A 19,303-nucleotide genomic window follows, 5' to 3' on the forward strand; every position below is an offset into this window, starting at 1 on the left:
TTATTCCCATTCAGGAACTAAGCAATAAAGCACTCCGGCACCAGCGATAGAGGCAAGCAGATCGGTTGGCCAGTGCATTCCCAGCCATATACGACTGGCACCTACACTTGTTGCCCACAAAATCAACATAGTTGTTGGGAAGAATTGTCTGCGATTGAGAAAGAAGCCTCCCCAGAAAACCACACACACAGCAGCAAAAAGGGTATGTCCGGATGGGAAGGAGTAGTTAGTTTCTCCTTGCCAGTGAGAAGTTCGCCATTTACTGACACTAGACTTTGCTAAATCAATTGCACTGTCTTTGTCCTCGTCACTTAGCCGATAGAATTCAGCAGTTGATTCGACAATGCCTAAACTCTGCAGTTCATAACTGTATGGTCGCGGCACTTCTGTGATGTGTTTTAGTGCCGTTTTGGCGGCGAAACTAAGAACAAGAAGAATAGCGAATTGGACGATGAGTCGGATTATTTCTTTCTGAGGTAATTTTAAGGTGAGTGGGACAAGTGTGAGTAGAATTACAGCGATCAGAAAGCCGGGATTACCTGCAGATTGGGTTAAAAGGTTGAACAGTAAACCTGTACTGTCACTAACCTCACTGGTAAGTGTGGCTGATGAAAAGAACATAAGCACACCCGACATAACGGTGGCAAACAGTAATAGGGCAATAAACCCAGGGATTTTTTTTATGAATGAGGTGGTTAACATTAGTGTTTCTGATGGAAAAAAAGAAGGAAATGTATTTTAGCAGAGCTTATAGCCATATAAGTGAAATTAATGTCATTTTTACGATGTTCTATTAGCAAATATGGAGCTAATAGAACCGGGGTTAAGTTTGTTCAGCGTTGGTTTTTGAATCAAAAGGTGAGGGAGCTGTTGTTCTAGGGTTACGATTCAATACTTTGAGCTCTAAATATTAATCTTTGCTTAAGTTGCTAACATCTACCGAATTATTCATCCTTCTATGCGACGTTATTGCTTATTCACCACGTATATTGCGATAAATCAAGGTCTTTTTTCGTGCTTCAAAGTCAGATTTTGCTGGTTATATACGTTAGAAGCTGTTAATGTGCTGCCCCTCACAGTAACCGTGAGAATATTATGCATAGCAACACACAAAAGGTTGGTGATAAATTAGTTCCAACTCTAACGATTGGGTTTATTAGTTTATTCCTCCTTTCAGCGCTCATCGACCTGTCACTCGTAACAAGTGTGATTCAGTCAATGTTTTCCTCCGTGACTTCACAGTTCGGTACTTTCTGGCAATGGTTGATGGTTATTAACTTTGTTGTTGCCATGCTTATTGCTGTTAGTCGTTACGGCAAGATCCGAATGGGGCAGCAGTCAAAACCAACTATTGGTACTTTTCGCTGGTTAGCGATGATCATGTGTACCTTACTGGCAGGCGGCGGTGTTTTTTGGTCTGCAGCTGAGCCTATTTATCATTTCATTACGCCTCCTCCAAGCTTCCCGTTAGTGACAGGCTCTACTGCCGATGCTGTTGTTCCGGCGCTAAGCCAAAGTTTCCTACACTGGGGTTTTCTTGCTTGGGCTGTATTAGGTACGTTAGCCACAATAGTTTTAATGTATGCGCACCACCAGGGTGGGGTGAAACTGCGTCCAAGAGCATTGCTTTATCCGTTGGTAGGGAACAAGCTGGAGAATCACTGGTTTGGTTCTGTTGTTGATGCTTGTTCTATCATTGCGGTTGCAGCCGGTACGATTGGTCCTATCGGTTTCCTGGCTTCACAGTTGGGATACAGCCTTGAATCTGTGATCGGCCTTGAGAATACAACCAATAACCAGCTGGGTATTTTGGCTGCGGTGGTTGCGGTGTATTCGGTGTCAGCGTTTACCGGTATGGATAAGGGGCTGCAATGGCTGAGCCGCATGAACGTGGCAGGTGCTTTTGCTCTGCTAATGGCTATGCTGCTATTTGGCCCAACAGAATTTATTTTTGAACATTTTGGCGCTGCATTTGCTGTTTATCTGCATCAGCTTCCAGAAATGAGCTTGAATGGTTCCGCTCCCGGTTGGAATGCATGGTGGACATGGTTCTTCTGGGGCTGGTTTATTGGCTTTGCGCCAATGATGGCAATTTTTATTGCTCGAATTTCTGAAGGTCGTAGCATCCGAGAGTTGATCTTAACGGTCGCGATTGGTGCGCCGATTGTAACTAACTTCTGGTTTACGGTGCTTGGTGGTACGGGGATTTTCTTTGAACTTCAATCTCCAGGTAGTATTTCAGGCCCATTGAATGCGGCGGGACTACCTGCGGTATTGTTGGCTTCGTTATCGCAGTTGCCGTTCAGTAGCTTGCTTGTGCCTGCGTTCTTAGTCTTGACGACGACTTTTGTTGTTACAACCGGTGACTCAATGGCTTATGCAATCTCAATGGTTGTATCTGGTGACAGTGAGCCGAAAAAGTCACAGCGTTTGTTCTGGGCAATTGTAATGGGGTGTGTTGCCGCAGTGCTGATGGTCGCAGGGGATGGTGGTTTGAATGCACTACAGTCATTTATTGTGATTACTGCTGTTCCGGTTTCCCTGCTGGTTGCGGCTACTATTGTGACTGGCCCTCTTGCGGTAGTTCGGATGCATAAAAAGCAGAAGGAACAAGTGTGGGAACAGCAAGACGTTGCCAGTTCAACCTTGTAATTAAGCACCGCTTATCAACTTAAAAATAACCCGGAAGTCAACGTTGTTGACTTCCGGGTTTGTTTTTTTGGGGTAAGCTAGTTTCTGCTTAATCGGCTTTCATCGTATTTTTGCGATTTATAAGGTTTGGGTTGGGTTACGATAGATGTATCTGAAAGTGTTTTTAAATAAGCAACAATAGCAGCCTCATCTTCATGCGTTAACCCCAGATTTCCGATGAAACCTAAAGCGGATGTATCTCCGAATTCTGGTGCAGGCCAGCAGTTATTGGCTAGTGCTTCCTTCTCTGTTGCTTCCACAATGCCTTTACTTTCACATGACTCTTTTGCAATTGCAGTGTTATAGAAATGGACAATGCTTTCTAAACTCTTGAAGTAACCGTTGTGCCCGTATGCTTTTGTCGTTCCTTTACCCAGCCTTAGATCTACATTCCGTAGCGTTGGTGTTTTATGGCTACCGAGGTGGACAGGGTTTGTCAGTTCTTCCATCTTTTTTGTTGTTGCATGAAGCCCCTCGTCAGCTTCGGGACGACCTGGGATTTCATAGTTTCTTGGTATGCCTATGTTGTGATAGCTGTCATCACTGTAGCGTTCAAATTCTGATGTACCTTGCCGATTACCGCTTCGGTGACAAAAGCCACATCGGCCTTGACCAAATTGAAGGTCATCGCGGTTTTCCGCAACACCGTAAAACAAGTCATGGCCAAGATTTTCTTGCTTGGTAAAGTCATCTAATGGGAATCTTCCGTCTGAATCATTTTTGAGTGCAATATCTCGTTTCGAATCATAAGGGTTGTTTTCATAGGACATCTGCCATGCACCCAATGAAACGGCAAATCGGGCAAAGACTTGATCGATTTGTTTTTCGTTGCAGTTCAGCTTTAATCCCCAGGAGTATTCATACAGTTCGACTCCCCATTTGGTGTTTTCGACATGTTTACATGTTGCAATTTTACCTTCGGTTCCTTCACCGATACCTTGTTCAACAGGGTTGATGAATGGGCTGGCATGAGCTTGATCTGTCATCGGCCCTTGATATTTGCTGTATAGATTTTTGTAATGATCGTTAATGAAAATACCTAAATCTTCAGTAGAGTCGCCTTTAGCTCGTCCGTTCCAGAAAGCACCGCCACAAACACCGGTAGGAAATGTACCGCAACTGTCAAAGTTGGGTAATCCGTTTACTTGCCCGTCTTCGGTTAGGAATTGGACATATTTATTTGTTGGTGGCTTAAGGGTGCCGACAGTGTGAGGATCGGCACCTGTAACAGCGACTTGTTTCTTGTTTACACCTGATACACCATTTGTTCCGCCTGCACCCGGGTGGTGGCATGATGAACATGATTGACGGGTGGGCTCAGATATGTTTTCAAAGAAAAGCCGCTTTCCTAGCTCTTCAATGTAAGTGAGATCCTGTTCCTCTGCTTGAGCCGTTCCCGAAAAAAGAACCGCACTTAAAGTAAGATTTAAGGTTGTAACAAAGAGAGCTTTTGAATGTTTAATGTTCGCAACTTTTACGTGTTGCTTTGTCATGATATTAAATTGAGTCATTATTGTGCACCTTTAGCATCAAATGATTCGATTATTTACCTAGCCATATAGTTCAGATATAGCGGTTTTATAAATACCTAGTTAACGTTGTTGCTTAAAAAATAGAACTGACAAAAAAGAGACAAATCTCAAAAATAGTAACTTTGTAAAATCATTGGAATTGTTTTATGTAATGAGTCAAGGGTTTTCATTGATGCAGTTGAGGTATTTTTTTATGACTGATTTTAAGACGAGGTGAAAAAGTTTATGTTTGGTGTTTAGAAAAGGTTTTATAAAGAAGTTGATGGGACGATTAATAGCTAAAAGGTGTGGTGGATAAAGCAGCGATAAATATTTATATGTAAATGTTGTTGTGGGGTTGGTTTTTTATCATGTCTTGTTTTATAAATAAAAATCTTATTGTTCATAATAAAGTAAACCTGTCGCTAACAGAGTTGGCGACAGGGGATGGGTGAGGTTGTTCTTCTAATTACTCAGTCGAGTTTGATCATATTTACTGGATTTGTAAGGTGTTGGCTTATCAACAATGCTGGTGTCTGTCAGAGTTTTAAGATATGCAACGATAGCGGCTTCATCTGAGGCTGAAAGGCCAAGGTTACCGATAAAGCCAAGAGCAGAGGTATCTGCAAACTCCGGTGCTGGCCAGCAGTTATTAGCCAGTGCCTCTTTTTCTGTGGCTTGTAAAATCCCTTTACTCTCACAAGAGGGTTTTGCAATGGCGGTATTATAGAAGTGAATAATACTCTCCAGGCTCTTGAAGAAACCGTTATGTCCATAGGCTTTGATAAATCCGTTGCCTTGTCGTTGGTCGACATTACGTAACGTTGGTGTTTTATGGGAGCCAAGATGGTTTGGATTTCCTGTTGTAGCCTTCAGACCTACGTTAGGTTCAGGGCTTCCGGGAATTTCATAGTTTCTAGGAATGCCAATGTTGTGATAACTATCGTCGGTATAACGTTCGAACTCTCCTGTTCCATCTGAATTGCTACTAAGGTGGCAGAATACACAGCGCGCCTGACCGAACTGTAGATCATCACGGTTTTCTGCAACACCATAGAACAGATCGTGCCCTAGGTTTTCTTCATTCGTAAAATCATCTAGCGGGAATAGACCATCAGCGTCATTTTTGAGTGCAATATCGCGTTTGGAGTTGAACGTGTTGTTTTCATATGACATTTGCCAGGCACCTAATGAGACGGCGAATCTTGCAAAGACTTGATCAATAGTTTGTTGTTCGCAATTAAGTGTCAGCCCCCATGCATAACGGTAGAGTTCTGTTCCCCATTTTGTTCCGGCTACTTGTTCACATACGCTTTGTTTGTCAGTTTTCCCTTGTTCTACGGGGTTGATGAATGGACTTGCATGAGCTTGGTCAGTAACTGGGCCAAGATATTTTTCGTAAAGAACCTTATATTGGTTATTCACAAAGATATCGATGTTATCTATGGAATCCCCCTTAGCCCGGCCATTCCAAAATGCACCACCACAAGTTAACGTTGGAAATGAACCGCAACCACCAAAATTTGGGAGGCCTTGAACATCTCCGTTACTATCAAGGAACTGAACGTACTTATTTGTAGGCGGTTTGAGAGAACCAACAGTATGGGGATCAGCGCCGGTCACAGCTACTTGATGCAGGTTTTCTCCTGACACACCGTTTGTACCTCCGGCCTCTGGGAGGTGGCATGATGAACAAGACATTCGTTTAGGATCTGAAATGTTTTCAAAGAAAAGCCGTTTACCTAACTCCTCAATATAAGTAAGCTCCGTTATGCTCGTTTTTTTTGCTTTAGCTTGCCCGATTGGAAAAAAAATTCCACAGACTAATCCTGATAAAATCAATATATGAACAGCTTTGTTATTTTTATAGACGCTGAACATTGATGATGTGATTGGGATTGGTTGAGTCATTGTATTGCACCTTTTTCAGATGATGATTCTGTTTTGTTGTTTCATGCAATAAGCTCATCGCCAAGTTCATACGAAAATACCTAGCTAGCTTCCGTGAACTCTAAAGCTGAATATAGGGCTCTTGTTGAATTTACTTTTCTCAAAAGTAATAATGTTCATCCAAACGTTATTTTTTAGATATCATATTGACTTTATTCGTATTCTTTGCTTTTACTCTTTTTTTATTTTTCTCTTCGTTTTCTCTGTAAGAAAATACGGGCAAATGGAATGTTATTTTGACTAGACGGTTATGCATGAAAGGAGAGTACCACTATAGATTATGTTGTTTTTGTCTTTCTTCTTATGCAGGTGTGTTTATGAATATTGTAAAATTAAATTTTAGAGATGGTTTTAAAAAGCCTCTACAAGAGGCTTTTTAAGTTATTTAATATTTAAAAGGCTATTTATCCGGCTAGGACGTAAATGTTTTTTGACTAATTTTGCTGCCACTCTTGTCCTTTTTTCCATTTCCTCCTTTCATTTTGAATTGCTTTGCATGACTTACTGAATTCTCGGTTCTGAGCGCGTTTCTCCGCCAGAGTAGCCCCATTGAAAGCCTGTTCTCGCTTGAGCTTTCGGTAGTTTTGTAATCGACGTGGCTCCAGGTTTCCACCTTCAATTGCTAACCGCACAGCACAATCCGGTTCGTTGTCATGTTGGCAATCACTGAAGCGACACTCTATTGCTAGTTGGTTAATATCAGCAAATGTGGCATCCAGTCCCAGTTCACAATCGGCAAGTTGTAGCTCGCGCATTCCCGGCGTATCTAGTAACAGGCTTCCTGTCGGCATTGCATGCAGTGATCGTGACGTTGTTGTGTGGCGACCTTTACTGTCGTCTTCGCGAATACTTCCGGTTTGTTGAACATCATAACCCTGCAGTGTGTTGATGAGGGTTGATTTTCCGGCACCGGATGATCCCAGAAATGCAATAGTTTTGCCGCATTGACACCAATAGTTGAGTGCCGATGTACTGACAGGATCTAAGCCATTAACGGCTACGACCATCAGCATGGGATCAAGCATCTGTATTTGTTCAACGAATTGCTGTGGGTCATCACAACAGTCGGCTTTGCTCAATATGATAACTGGCTCAACGTCAGCATCGTTTGCCAAAGTCAGATAACGCTCGATTCGGTTCAGGTTAAAGTCGTTGTTTACGGAACAGACGATAAATACGGTATCAATATTTGCCGCAATTAGCTGAGAGTCAACTTTGCTGCCTGCTGCTTTTCTGCTGAACTTGGAGCTACGTTCAAGCAGGCGAACGAATTGATTTTCACCTGAAAGCAGGAGCCAGTCTCCAACGGTTAATGTCGGTAAATTAGCTGTAATAGTTAGGTGGTGTTCACCTAGTTCGGTCATGAGTGATAGCTGGCTACGGTGCTGTGCCATGACTCTTGCTATAAGGCATGTTTCCCATTCTTCCAGGGAAAGTTGTTGTTGGAAAAAAGGTTTCCAGCCTAGTTCAGGCAAGGAAATAGATTTACACATGATAGATTTACCCCTAACGCAGATCGCGTTACGACTGAAATTTGATGTTCAGGGGCAAGTTAGGCCCCGGTAAAAGACCGGGCAGGAGGGAGGGGATGTGCTTTACTTGTCTCGCTCAGCCCGGTTAGTTTTTACAACAATCATCAAAAATTCCTCTGTTGGTTGATTAACGACTAAAACTTATCAGATATAACTAACCAGCGCTATCGATTTACTAGTAGGTTGATTCTTTCCTGAATGAATTGTTTTAGCTATCACGTTTTGTCATGAGCTAGAGAGGTCAGTTATGTTGGTAGCAGAAGTACTGGATTATAAGACGTTGTACTTCTGCTGGAGTTGTTGGTTATATTAGGCTGTAACACTTCCGAGCTGAATAGCCCCTCCTTGGTATAGAAGTCCGTCAGCCCTGTCGTTTTTAATTAGGAGTGGACCATCAAGATCGATAATCTCGGCCCGAGATGCAATAGGTAGTGCGGGCTCGATGGCTAATGAACTTCCTACCATACAGCCGATCATGACTTTAAAACCCAGTTTATGTGCTTTTTCTTCAAGAGCCAGGGCTTCGGTGAGTCCGCCTGATTTATCGAGTTTGATATTGACCATTTCGTAGCAGCCGATCAGCTCATCAAGATCATCGCAGGTATGGCAGCTTTCATCGGCGCACAAAGTAATGGGGTGATTGATGCCAAGTAATTTAGCATCTTGACCTTTGGGAACGGGTTGTTCGATCATACGGATACCGAATGGAGATAGCTGGGTAAATAAAGCTTCCAGCTCCAATTCCCCCCAGGCTTCGTTGGCATCAATAATGAGCTCTGCATCCGGTGCGATGGTACGGACGGCTTTCACTCTTTCAATGATTTGTTCATCATTTAGTTTGACTTTTAGCAACCGGGCTCCCTGTTTACATAGCTCTTTGGCTTGTTGCGCCATCACTTTGGGTGCATCCAGTGAAACTGTCATAGCTGTTATTATTTCAGGCTTCATTTCGAAGATTTGGTAGGGGAATTGTTGCTGGTATTCCAGACGCCATAGTGCGCAGTCAACAGCATTTCTGGCAGCCCCTGCCGGGAGTAGCTGTTGAAGGTTAGTACGGTTGAGTGCGACTCCGGCCGGGAGTTTGTTCAGAGAGTGAATTTGTTTAATGACAGACTTAATATTCTCACCATACCTGGGGTAGGGGGTACATTCCCCCAAGGCTGAAATGCCGTCTTTACTGATGGTAACGGTGACAACATCTTGGTGGGTCCGGGTGTCCCGGGAGGTGGTAAACGGACGGGCAAGCGGAAATTGCTCGTGAACGGCATTGATCTTCATTCGATTTCCCCCGTTAGATTGTCAACAATGGTCGAAACCCCAAAGCGAACAGGGTCCGTAACCGGCAATTGATATTGTTGCTCTTTCTGCTGACACAAAGCAAGGGCATCATCATGATTTAGTGAAGAAGTATTGAGACAAATACCGACAAATTTAGCATTCGGGTTGGTCAGTTTGGCTGCATTTAGGTTTGCATCCATTGTTGCCTGAATTGAAGGCAGTGGCATATGTGGAAAGTGGCGGATATGCTTACGGCCCACTTCATGGCATAACACAAGGGCATCGGGTTGCGCGCCATGCAATAGCCCAAGGCTTACACCTGCATAGGCAGGGTTAAGCAGTGAACCTTGCCCTTCAATAACGTCCCAGTCGTGATCGGTAAATTCCGGGCTGATTGCCTCGGCCGCACCGGCAATAAAATCAGCAATTACGGCGTCAACAGAAATTCCCTGGCCAGAAATCAGAATGCCGGTTTGCCCTGTTGCACAGAACCGGCTGTGTAACCCTCGTTGGTTCATTTCTTTTTCAAGTGCTAGCGAAGCATACATTTTTCCTACGGAGCAATCCGTCCCTACGGTTAGGAGCCTCTTCCCTTGGCGTTTTTTGCCGTTACCGACATTAAGAGGCAGATCATAATGGCGTGCATCGAACAGTTGGCATTGATGATCCTGTGCGGCTTCGAGCAAGGCTGGAAAGCTGGAAAGTCGCCGGTGTAAACCTGAGGCGACATTGAACCCCAGTTTTAATGCTTTCTCAATGGTTGTTAACCATGGTTGCGGAAGATATCCACCAGCATTGGCTGTACCTATGACAAGTGTTCTAGCTCCTTGCATTTTGGCATCTTGAAGCGATAGATCGGGTAAACCAAGTGATACTGTATGTTCATTTAATCGTAGCTGCCCGAGGCACAGTTCGGGGCGCCACGTTAAAATTCCTCTGGCTGTTTTTGTTGAGAGAGGATCTGTGACATCGCCAAGAAATAGCAGGTAAGGCTGTGGAATGTGCATACAACGTCCTTGAGCATGATAATTAAAGATAAAGTACCACTGTAGAATGTTAGGCGGCTGTTGCCGAATGCTTTTTGTGAGCAGGGTATAATCTGGAGTTATAAGTTGATGAATTTTCCTTTTATGAATTGCGCGGATTGGGTTGGAATATTAACAATATTTAATCTTGGCAAAAGGTTGACTTAAACGATACAGGATTATTCTAGCTTCATGATTTAACAAACCTTAAGGCATTGACGGTGGGGATGGCGCATGACATGCGAACATCGATAGCTCGAATGAAACTCAGATTAGATGCGTTGTTGGTGGATGTTCTGGGTATAAAAGAATATCCGTATGAAGATCTCGAAGCCTGCCATGAAGATTTAGAGGTGTTGTTAAGCCTTTTTAACGGCATGGTGGTGATCTGGTGCTAGGAGATAACAATCCGGGACTGCGGGCCCGGATGATGTTTTCTGGGTTGTATGATTGTTAATGTTTTTTACGGGTTAATGAGAGAGTTAACCCGCCATAAAGACGGGTTAGTTGTTATTTTTTATCGGCCACAGGAACCATAATGTGAACATATGGTGTGTCTTTCCACATGACATAAGGTCCACCGGTACTAGGATCGTCAGTTAAACCTTTGAGTAACTCTTTGGGCACTATAATCATTAGGTGCGGGCCAGTTTCGACATAGTCATCGGCTTTTTTCGGCTCAGGATGATAAGGGTCTGAGTTACTGACACCCGCACCAAGATCACCTTGCAGCATATATGAGATACCGATGGTTTCTGCCTTGAAGTCCTTTTTGTTGACCATCGCATCTAACATTTGCATCCATAATGCGTCGTTACACATCGGCATCCCATCATCCGGGAACGTATTTGGCAGGCATGTCCAGCCATTTGTTCCTTTGATGACTTCTTTACCTTTTACAATAACGGTTGCATCGTCACTGATGGCTGCTGGTGCTGCGGACTTTGCCCTAGTGATCAGAGCATCAAGATCATCACCTGCTATAGCACTGTAAGCAAAGCCAGCTGAGTATACGAGTGCGGTTACACATAATGTGGGGATTAAGTGGTTAGCCATGATTATTACTCCACTACTTTTTGATTGGCGCTTAAATGCCAATTTTTAAAGTATAGAGCTGAAAAAGACGGGCGGGGGATGTTACTGCGGTGCGGCTAAGGCAAGAAAAAGCCGACAACGATGTCGGCTCTTTAACGAATTCAATATCAATACATAAGTTACTTATGCTGCCAGAAGTGCAGAGAAGTCATTTTTGCGTTGGTTGAAGCGATTTACCAGATCATCAATGTCATTCTGGCAATATGGTTTCAGGCCGCTCATTACCATGCGTTTTCGGCCGGTACCGACAATCTCACCGTTTTCTTTGAAGCAGAACTTAAGTGTAACACTACCACGTTTGCCGTCTACATCAATATCTGAGCCAGTTAGCTCTACTGTTGGCGCAGTAATGTCAAGACGTTCGAAATCCAGTTCCATGCTTTCGTAGATAACCAGCGGACGAGCCGGGTTAATCATGATTTGCTTTGATTCCATTAGCGGAACCATGATATGCGGGAAGTTCATTCCAGAGAACTGAACATAGCTCTTTGTGACTTGTTCAATCAGAGCTTGGTTTGTCGTGATTTCACCTTCACGGGTAATGTGAAGGTACTCTTTTCCTTTGTCGTCAATCATAGACTGATCGTTGTCAGACTTTTGGTCAATGCTTAGCGCTATACCATCATTGATCATACCGGCGAAATCGAAACGCATCTTTTGGCTCAGGCCTGCTTTGGAGAGAACAACTGAGAAAAGCAGGTCGCCAGGAACACAGAAACGCTTGTTATCTTCATCATGGATTGGGTTGAAGTCGCCAGCAATTTTTTTTGCAAAGTGACTTGCTTGTTCACGTGTGAATGAAAATTCGCCGTTCTGCTCTGAGTAATACGATTCTAAAAACATGCCTTACTTATGAATACCTTCGTTAATCGAACTGTTAGATATTCTACATGAGAAGTTAATATTAAATGGTCTAGCCAGTGAGACAACATTAAAACTTGATTCTTTGGGAATAAACGGATAGGCAGTTTACCTAGACTAACATCATGAATGTTAATGTGTTTATAAATCAATCAATCTTAAAACAGATATTGAGCGTTTGTGATTTTTGTTTTTCCATTTTTAATTAAACTACAGCTTGTGCCCTTGGTAGATAATGGAAAAATTGCGGTGCTTGAATATGGAAACAAGCTCTGTCGGAAAGAAAAGGATATTGTCGAGTTCATCAGTATGAACCCATTCGTAGCCAATTTGGTCCGGATCAAGTTTACTGGCTTCCGCTATAAAAGAGGGGCTGAGACCTTCGACAAAAATTTCTAACTGGTGGAAATGGTCAGGAAGATAAGGAGTCGGGTGTCGATCTGCAATTAAGTCTCTGATACATAAGACATCACCCATTGTTGCTTTCATACCTAATTCTTCCATCAGCTCACGGTGGAAAGCCGCTTCAAGTGTTTCACCGTGTTCGACACCACCGCCGGGGGTAATGTACCAGAACCCTCGGTCATCCTTATGCTTACAAAGCAGGATATGATTTTGGTGATAAAAAACAGCGCGAACAGATAATCGTGGCCCCATAATGTTACCTTTTATTGATTCATGATCATTGATTTTACAAATGAACCAGAAAAAATATGATTTTTTTGATGCAACCATAGGCATAATTATGTAATATGCACGCCTGCGAAACACAGACTATGCTTATAAAGCATTGTTTTATAAATTAAAAAAACAGTTTCATGGCTAGGGTTACTTTATCTGAGCGTAATAAATAGTACAAAGCGTACGCATAACCATCTTCTAGACGTGTAGAAGGCTCAGGAAAATAAAGTAGCACGGAAGCTGCAAAAAAAAAGCCCCCAGATGTGGTGAAATCACTGTTTCTGGGGGCTAATTAATTTCTGTCTGTTCTTATTCTGATTGGTATTATCAGTTTAAATTCTTTCCAGTAATGGAATTACACGCACTTTTTCGCCAACATCGACACCAGGCTGTTCCGGTGCAATTTCAATTAAGCAGTTTGCTTCACTCATAGAGCGGAGAACCCCTGAGCCCTGTTGCCCAGTTGTTCTCACCGACAGGCGACCGTTAGCATCAAGGCTATAAACGCCTCGGCTGTATTCAGTACGCCCCGGACGAGAGCGGAGCTTTTCTGTTGCAACGGCATTGAATACCAGTGGTTGCCAGTTATCCATTCCCTGAAGCTTGCGAATTGCAGGCTCGACAAATTGCATGAAAGCAACCATCACGGCAACTGGATTACCAGGTAGCCCGAAGAAAGGTGTTTGCTGGATTTGACCAAAGGCCAGAGGTCGCCCTGGGCGCATGTTGATTCGCCAGAAGTTAATTACGCCTAATTTATCCAGAATTGTCTTGATATAGTCGGCATCACCAACGGAGACACCACCTGAAGAGAGGATCATGTCAGCTTGTTTACTGGCTTGCTGTAAAGTTGCTTCTAGTGCGGCTTCGCTATCTTCGATAATACCGAGGTCGATAACCTCGCAGCCAATCTTGGTTAGCATTGAAAATAGGGTATAGCGGTTTGAATCGTAGATGCAATTTGGCTTTTGCTCTTCCCCCGGGCTTTGGACTTCATCTCCGGTAGAGAAGATAGCTACTTTGATCTGCTTATTAATACTGATCGAATCAAGGCCAAGAGAGGCAATCATCCCCAGTTCTGCGGCAGATACTTGCGTGCCGGCAGCGACGGCTGTCTGGCCTACAGCTAAATCTTCGCCTGCTTGACGGACGTTTTGTCCCGGACGAATCACACCTTTACTGGTATCAAACGTGACAATGTCACCATTTTGTTCTGCCTGCTCACGCATAATTACGGTATCGGCATTGGCCGGTATAGGAGCCCCAGTCATGATTCTCACGGCTTCGCCAAGCTGAAGCGGTTGGTCATAGCTATGGCCAGCCATCACTTCGGCAATAACCTGGTAGTTTTCACGTTCAAGATCATCGCCACGGATAGCATAGCCATCCATTGCTGAGTTGGTGTGTTGCGGTACGTTAACCGGAGACAAGATGTCCCGTGCGACAATTTGTCCCAATGCTTGCTTAAGCGATACGATAACTGCATTGTTTGATGGGACGATTTGTTCCAGAATGCGTTGGCGACCTTCATCAACTGATAACATTTCGGTTGGATTAAGGTCACTACAGCTTAAGCTTTCTTCTTGGGCTTCCGGGGTTTTATTGGCAAAAGCAACAACGAAATCGGTTAACTGATCAAGATCGTTAATATCAATTTGCGGCAGTTTAGTATCTGCTGAAATATTAGCTGCGACAGCAATAATGTTTTTGTCTTCCGGGTGAAGCCATGGTTTGCCGATTTCTTCACGGTGCAGCTCTATTTTGGGGAAATCCAGCTTTTTAAAGCCTTCGACCAGAATCAGATCCAGCTGGGTTTGATCTAGCTGGGTAATCAGGTGGGGAAGGTTAGCTTCTTCATCCGGCGTTTCGGTGACTAGTGCCCGGCGGTAGCGGGATGAGATTAGCATTTGTCCAGCTCCAGCCTTGCGCAAACGGTAGCTGTCTTTGCCTTCTTTATCAATATCGAAATTATGGTGGGCATGCTTGATTACGGCGACACGGATTCCGCGCTCGACAAGTTTAGGCAGCATAGCTTCAAGCAGGGTGGTTTTACCTGTGCCGCTCCAGGCAGCAAAGCCTAACAGGGGCAGGGATGCATTAATCTGACTCATAGTTCCTGTCCAAATTGTTGTAGTTCTTCTGGCGTGTTTAGATTAACGAATGCGTTCGGCTGATCGCTGAAGTCAACAGTAATCATATTGCATTGTTTGTAAAGCAGAATGATTTTTCGATCACCGTTTTCAAGAAAGGCTTCGAGCTTGGGCAAAATACGTCTGTTCAGTAATGTAACAACTGGCTGAATATGTTCACCGTCATGGGCGACAGCAATATCTGTGTCTTCTTTGCAGGCCGTAGCCATTCGGGAGACTAAATTTGCTGGTAACCGTGGGCAGTCACACGGAACAAAGCCAATCCACTCATCGCTAAGGTAGTGCAAAGCGGCGTGCATTCCACCAAGCGGGCCAGGGTAGTTTTGGATATTATCGCCAAAAACGGTGCCATAAGCCCGGTATTGCGCCTGGTTGCGATTGGCATTGATAGTGATGGTATCGGTTTGTGGTTCCAGGGTATCTATCACGTGTTCAATCATCGCCCTGCCTGCCAGTTCGACCAATCCCTTGTCATTTCCTCCCATACGGCTGGCTTGTCCGCCAGCCAGGATCACCCAGCTTGTGTTCTCAGGCGTAGGCATAGTCATTCTTGTCCTCATTGACGAGCTGTAGATCTGCTCGTTCTATTAATTGTGTATCTGTTATGGTCCACTGACGGCGGCATAAGGCCGTCAGGCCATTTTTCTGATGGCTGGTTATCACCAGGCTGGTGCCGCGTTCAAGAAGATCCTTGGCAAGGGTTACTTGCCTCTCAATAGACTCCTGATCGAGGCTGGCACTGGATTCGTCCATTAGCAGGACTCCGGGTTTTAGTACCCAGGCACGAGCCATGGCAACCCGCTGGCGTTCACCACCAGAAAGAACTGATATATGTTCATCAGCCAATGTTTCCAACCCTACCATACGAAGGGCATGAATGGCTTCAGTTCGTCGTTGTTGACGATTGCTAATGGTGAATTTCAAGCCATAACAGACGTTATCGAAAACAGTGCCATCAAACATATAAGGCGTTTGATGCATATAAATCACGCCGCCTTTTGTCTGACCGCAGAAAAATTTGGTTAGCCAAGATTGCTGCTGGAGATTTACCTGGCCGGTCGTCGGTTTTTGCAGGCCGGAAAGGACTTTTAAAAGAGTGGTTTTGCCTACACCGTTGTCGCCGCTCAGGTAAACAGCATCTTTAGGACCAAGACTAAGCTGAGGAATATGGAACAGCAGTCGATCCTTGAAGCGGATCGAGAGGTTTTCAGCTTGGATTGAAATTTGTGACATTACCTGTTCCCCAGCTTAGTTGGTGCGCAGGTGGGCTTTCCCACGAGCTACAGACAAGAAGAAGTTTAACACCAGTGCCAGTATTAGCAGCACCATACCCAGGGCAACACCTTGTGCAAACGCGCCTTTTGAGCTTTCGAGTGCAATAGCTGTCGGAATATTACGGGTAGAATTTAAAATGTTGCCGCCGACCATCATCGAGCATCCTACTTCGGTGATAATTCGGCTAAAAGCAGCAATCACTGCGGCAAGTAGCGGAAAGCGGCTTTCCCACATCAGGCTTGCTAAGGCTCTGGGATAGCTTGCGCCCAAAGTGAGAGAGGTTTCCCATGCACGGCGGTCGCTGTTCTGAAAGGCGGCGTGCATCATCGACACAAGGATTGGGAAACAGATAAGGATCTGTCCTAGAACCATTGCCTGCTGGGTAAAAAGCATTTTCCAGTCACCAAGGGGACCTGAACGTGAGAGGAGCATATATAGCAGCAAGCCAATCACGACAGTCGGGATAGACTGGAATGTATTAAATAGAGAAAGAAGCAGCCAACGCCCGGGGAACTTCCCATAGGCGAGGGCAAAACCAATAAGCAAAGCTGGCAATAGCACGATGCTGATTGCCAGTAATGATACTGAGAATGAGACACCAACGATTCCCCAAAGAGAGGAATCGCCGCTCAGCAGAAGCTGAACGGCTTGTTGGCTGGTTTGCCAGATAGTCATTTATAGTTCGATAGCATCCGCGACAAATAGCTGTTCACCATGTCGCTTGTAGTTATTGATCATTTTTTGTGCTTTTGGGTTTACCAGCCAGTCGCTGAATGATTTTGCACCTTGGTAGTTGATGTCCGGGTAGCGACTTGGGTTGACCAAAATTACCTGGTAAGGGTTAAACAGGCGCTTGTCACCTTCAACCATGATAGCCAGATCCAGCTTGTTCTGGTAAGCAAGCCAGGTACCGCGGTCAGTCATGGTGTAAGCCTGAAGTTCAGATGCCATATTTAGAGTTGGTCCCATGCCTTGACCGACAGCTTTGTAGCCACCGAAGTTTGGTTCAATTTTGGTTTGAGCCCACAGGTTCAGTTCTTTTTTGTGGGTACCAGAGTCATCACCACGAGAGACAAAAGTAACGTTATAAGATGCAATTTTGGTCATTGCATCTGAGACATCTTTATCACCGGCGATTTTAGCAGGATCACTCTTAGGGCCGACAATCACAAAGTCATTATGCATTAGTTTGCGAGGAAGAACGCCGTAGCCTTTTTCGACAAACTTTGCTTCTGCTTTAGGAGCGTGAGTCATAACCAGATCAACATCGCCATTTTGGCCCATGCGTAGTGATTTACCGGTACCGGCTGCCAGCACGTCAACGTTGTAGCCAGTATCTTTTTTGAATTCAGGTAGCAAGTAATCAAGCAAACCTGAATGGTAGGTACTGGTTGTTGTTGCCAGGCGGATGGTCATATTTTCAGCGGCTTGTACTGCACTAGCAGAAGCAAGAGCCAGAATCACAAAAGTTGTTTTTAGAAATTTCATTGGTCTTCCTGACTTAATTGTCTATTAAGTAATTAAGCGAGTAGTGTTTTAAGGCAAATACTCAGTCTTTCTAAGCTGATTCCTTAGCAAATCAAATGCCAAGTTGCTTATTTGAATATATTTTATCGTGACGTTTATTGGTAACTTAATGATTTAAAACAATTTAGGCTTATTTGGTATGAGGCAGGGGTCAGATTACCAACAAACAGTTTTGACATTGATAAGTACGGTGGGACAAAATGTCGCACTCTTACCATTAATACAAAATATTGTTATGTCTGAAGTCGCAGCCTCTTCTTGGTCTGCCATGTCGGTTCTTGTTGTTGATGATGAACCGGGCATGCGAGCAATCTTAAATAAAGCACTCAGTAAAAAATTTGCCCAAGTAGATACTGCGGGTAGTGTGGAAGAGGCCGAAGAGCTTCGCAAGCGTTGTCATTTTGATCTGCTTATCGTCGATATTAATCTGCCTGGCCGTTCGGGTATTGAATGGCATGAAGCGTTTGATCCGACTACCCGACGAAGTGATGTGATTTTCATGACAGGTTACGCGGATCTGGATACGGCGATTAAAGCGCTGCGAGCTGGAGCCTCTGATTTTATCCTGAAACCATTTAATCTTGAGCAAATGATGCAGTCGGTTAACCGCTGTGTTGAAAGGCGCCTTGTCGAACGTCAGAATTTTGCTTTGCAGCGGGATGTTGAGCGCACTTATCCGGTCGATATTATTGGTGATGCACCGCGTACTGTCATGATGAAGAAAATGATTGCTCAGGTTGCACCTTCGCTGGCGGCGGTGTTGGTTGAGGGGGAGTCTGGTACTGGTAAGGAGTTGGTAGCCCGGGCGCTTCATCAGCTGAGTAAAAGAAGCGGGCCGTTTGTTCCTCTTAATTGTGGTGCAATTGCACCAGATCTTCTGGAGAGTGAGTTGTTCGGTCACGTTTCCGGTGCTTTTACCGGTGCCAAGAAAGGACGTGAAGGCCTGTTTCGGGTTGCTAATAACGGAACTCTATTCCTTGATGAAATCGGTGAGATGCCGTTATCAATGCAGTCTTCGCTATTACGTGCTCTTGAGCAGAAGGCGATTCGTCCGGTAGGTGCCGAGCGTGAAGTGCCTGTTGATGTGCGGATTGTGGCGGCAACGAACCGAAACTTAAAGCAGGAAGTAGAAGAAGGGCGGTTCCGACGTGATTTGTATTATCGTTTGAATGTCCTGACAATTGAATTGCCGTCCTTACGTGACAGGCTGGAAGATATTCCCGCTCTTGCCCATCACTTTACTCAGCAGCTTGCCAAGGATCTTGGGAGTAAGGCGGTTAACTGGACTCACGAAGATATACAGTCCATGCAGGCTTATGATTGGCCGGGTAACATCCGTGAGTTAAAAAATATGATGGAGCGCTGTTTATTGCTAGGTAAACCGCCAGCAGATTATTGGCGAGAGCTTGCTGGCGAGATGCCGGTTAAGTCAACATTTGAGCCAGAAGCTGAGGTGGTGCTTAGTGACGAGTCCACTGTTAACAATAGCGCGCAAGTATCAGATTCTGATGATAAACGGCCGTGCACTTGCGAAGATTCAACTGGTAACGAGACATTTTGCTACCCAAGTGACTGGACACTTAAAGAAGTGGAGAAAGCGCATATCATGCAGGTGGTTGATACACATGAAGGCAATAAGTCAGCTGCAGCTCGCCATTTGGGGGTAGCTCGTAAGACATTAGAGCGCAAATTTAAAGAATGGACTGACGAAACGTCTGATTAGGATA

The 19,303-nt window shown here is 44.5% G+C and carries 17 protein-coding genes; 3 read left to right on the forward strand and 14 right to left on the reverse strand.

What is annotated here, in order from left to right; genetic code table 11:
* On the reverse strand, positions 1-702 hold the full coding sequence (locus tag Q0852_RS12995; protein ID WP_299018571.1) for a phosphatase PAP2 family protein: 702 nt from the start codon (positions 700-702) through the stop codon (positions 1-3).
* A 393-nt stretch (positions 703-1,095) separates the two neighbouring features.
* On the opposite strand from Q0852_RS12995, the gene Q0852_RS13000 reads away from it, so the two are divergent.
* Positions 1,096-2,652 carry a BCCT family transporter gene (locus Q0852_RS13000; protein ID WP_299018573.1) on the forward strand — a complete coding sequence of 519 codons (1,557 nt, stop codon included), beginning with the start codon at positions 1,096-1,098 and terminating at the stop codon, positions 2,650-2,652.
* A 77-nt stretch (positions 2,653-2,729) separates the two neighbouring features.
* On the opposite strand, the gene Q0852_RS13005 is transcribed toward Q0852_RS13000, so the two are convergent.
* From Q0852_RS13005 to dgcN, 5 genes are all read right to left on the reverse strand, one after another.
* On the reverse strand, positions 2,730-4,202 hold the full coding sequence (locus Q0852_RS13005) for a cytochrome c peroxidase (RefSeq protein ID WP_299018575.1): 1,473 nt from the start codon (positions 4,200-4,202) through the stop codon (positions 2,730-2,732).
* Positions 4,203-4,667: 465 nt separating this feature from the next.
* On the reverse strand, positions 4,668-6,113 hold the full coding sequence (locus Q0852_RS13010; protein WP_299018577.1) for a cytochrome c peroxidase: 1,446 nt from the start codon (positions 6,111-6,113) through the stop codon (positions 4,668-4,670).
* A gap of 473 nt (positions 6,114-6,586) precedes the next feature.
* Entirely contained in the window at positions 6,587-7,645 is a 1,059-nt protein-coding gene (rsgA, locus tag Q0852_RS13015) for a ribosome small subunit-dependent GTPase A (RefSeq protein WP_299018579.1), read from the reverse strand.
* Positions 7,646-7,993: 348 nt separating this feature from the next.
* Positions 7,994-8,962 carry an N-acetyl-D-Glu racemase DgcA gene (dgcA, locus tag Q0852_RS13020; RefSeq protein ID WP_299018580.1) on the reverse strand — a complete coding sequence of 323 codons (969 nt, stop codon included), beginning with the start codon at positions 8,960-8,962 and terminating at the stop codon, positions 7,994-7,996.
* Positions 8,959-9,969, reverse strand: a complete 1,011-nt coding sequence (gene dgcN / locus Q0852_RS13025) for an N-acetyltransferase DgcN (RefSeq protein ID WP_299018582.1) — start codon at positions 9,967-9,969, stop codon at positions 8,959-8,961. The genes dgcA and dgcN overlap by 4 nt, the downstream gene beginning before the upstream one ends.
* Positions 9,970-10,247: 278 nt before the next feature.
* Here dgcN and Q0852_RS13030 point away from each other — a divergent pair, with 278 nt between their 5' ends.
* Complete coding sequence (locus Q0852_RS13030) at positions 10,248-10,385, forward strand: hypothetical protein (RefSeq protein WP_367278142.1); 138 nt, start codon at positions 10,248-10,250, stop codon at positions 10,383-10,385.
* Positions 10,386-10,497: 112 nt separating this feature from the next.
* Here the strand turns inward: Q0852_RS13030 and Q0852_RS13035 are convergent, their stop codons facing one another.
* From Q0852_RS13035 to Q0852_RS13070, 8 genes are all read right to left on the reverse strand, one after another.
* Positions 10,498-11,043 (reverse strand): hypothetical protein, encoded by a 546-nt coding sequence (locus Q0852_RS13035; RefSeq protein WP_299018584.1) that lies wholly within the window; start codon positions 11,041-11,043, stop codon positions 10,498-10,500.
* A 162-nt stretch (positions 11,044-11,205) separates the two neighbouring features.
* Positions 11,206-11,925, reverse strand: coding sequence for a DUF3581 domain-containing protein (locus tag Q0852_RS13040; protein ID WP_299018586.1), 720 nt, complete (start codon positions 11,923-11,925; stop codon positions 11,206-11,208).
* A gap of 228 nt (positions 11,926-12,153) precedes the next feature.
* Positions 12,154-12,600, reverse strand: a complete 447-nt coding sequence (locus Q0852_RS13045) for an NUDIX domain-containing protein (protein ID WP_299018588.1) — start codon at positions 12,598-12,600, stop codon at positions 12,154-12,156.
* A gap of 356 nt (positions 12,601-12,956) precedes the next feature.
* Positions 12,957-14,735: a bifunctional molybdopterin-guanine dinucleotide biosynthesis adaptor protein MobB/molybdopterin molybdotransferase MoeA gene (locus Q0852_RS13050; protein WP_299018590.1), complete on the reverse strand. Its 1,779-nt coding sequence runs from the start codon at positions 14,733-14,735 to the stop codon at positions 12,957-12,959.
* Positions 14,732-15,316, reverse strand: a complete 585-nt coding sequence (mobA, locus tag Q0852_RS13055; RefSeq protein WP_299018761.1) for a molybdenum cofactor guanylyltransferase MobA — start codon at positions 15,314-15,316, stop codon at positions 14,732-14,734. Before mobA ends, Q0852_RS13050 begins: the two co-directional genes overlap by 4 nt.
* A complete protein-coding gene (locus Q0852_RS13060) occupies positions 15,303-16,007 on the reverse strand; it encodes an energy-coupling factor ABC transporter ATP-binding protein (RefSeq protein ID WP_299018592.1) in 705 nt (234 codons plus the stop codon). The genes mobA and Q0852_RS13060 overlap by 14 nt, the downstream gene beginning before the upstream one ends.
* 15 nt (positions 16,008-16,022) lie before the next feature.
* Positions 16,023-16,724, reverse strand: coding sequence for an ABC transporter permease (locus tag Q0852_RS13065; protein ID WP_299018594.1), 702 nt, complete (start codon positions 16,722-16,724; stop codon positions 16,023-16,025).
* Complete coding sequence (locus tag Q0852_RS13070; protein WP_299018596.1) at positions 16,725-17,537, reverse strand: substrate-binding domain-containing protein; 813 nt, start codon at positions 17,535-17,537, stop codon at positions 16,725-16,727.
* A 274-nt stretch (positions 17,538-17,811) separates the two neighbouring features.
* On the opposite strand from Q0852_RS13070, the gene Q0852_RS13075 reads away from it, so the two are divergent.
* Positions 17,812-19,299 carry a sigma-54 dependent transcriptional regulator gene (locus tag Q0852_RS13075; protein ID WP_299018598.1) on the forward strand — a complete coding sequence of 496 codons (1,488 nt, stop codon included), beginning with the start codon at positions 17,812-17,814 and terminating at the stop codon, positions 19,297-19,299.
* Positions 19,300-19,303 lie beyond the last annotated feature (4 nt).

The organism is uncultured Photobacterium sp. (genome assembly GCF_947502415.1).
GTDB lineage: Bacteria > Pseudomonadota > Gammaproteobacteria > Enterobacterales > Vibrionaceae > Photobacterium.